Source organism: Psychrobacter sp. T6-1 (genome assembly GCF_052258445.1).
Window position 1 is genome coordinate 1 of the sequence record NZ_JBQQFC010000672.1, and the last position, 755, is coordinate 755.

1 protein-coding gene is annotated in these 755 nt (G+C 44.6%); it reads right to left on the reverse strand.

Translation table 11 applies throughout. The features are described from left to right. Window positions 1-113 precede the first annotated feature (113 nt). Window positions 114-755, reverse strand: a 642-nt coding sequence (locus ACTXGO_RS16545) for an NADPH-dependent 7-cyano-7-deazaguanine reductase QueF (protein WP_443575121.1), incomplete at its 5' end; no start/stop codon positions are given.

Sequence of the window (755 nt, forward strand, 5' to 3'; positions counted from 1 at the left end):
TAAAAAAGCGCCTATCTTACATTTTTGAATGTGTAAGATAGGCGCTTTTTTGTGGGTCATTTAAATCACAGAGCACCAATTTATCAACAACTTGTCTAAATAGACCTTACTCTTTACTGCCGAATCAGACGACTCGGTTTAGGTAATAAACTCATATCACTAACGCGGCAAGGATTGATATCGATACCGCCGCGGCGCGTGTACCAGGCTCTGACCATAAGCTGGCTTGGCTGATAGACTTCGCTTAAATCTGCAAATATCTGCTCCACGCACTGCTCATGAAAGCCGTTGTGTTGCCTAAAGCTTAAAATATAACGTAGCATAGCCGCGTCATCTACCGCTAGATCACTGCTTATCTCAACCGCCAATGTGCCCCAATCGGGCTGATTGGTCACTGGACAATTACTGCGCAGTAGGTTGGAGAAAAAGCTAACAGGCGCGCTACTATCACTGCTTGCTCTCTGCGCGTCACCTCGCAATAACGAAGCGTCAGGATGCAAGGTTAAAGCAACTTTTTCTGTGCTATCAGCCAAAGCATTATCGATACAAATGCCCTTAGGTTGGCTAATCATGAGTTCTGACGGCTCACCATCTAAGGCAAATAGCTCAACTTGTACGTCCGCTTGTACGCAGGCGGATAAGTCTTTGGTAATCAAAGTTTGCACTTCTTGCCAGCTGGCAAACTCAGTAAAATTAATACTGTTTAAATACAGCTTAAGTGACTTTGACTCAATGATATACGGCGAGCTTGCAGG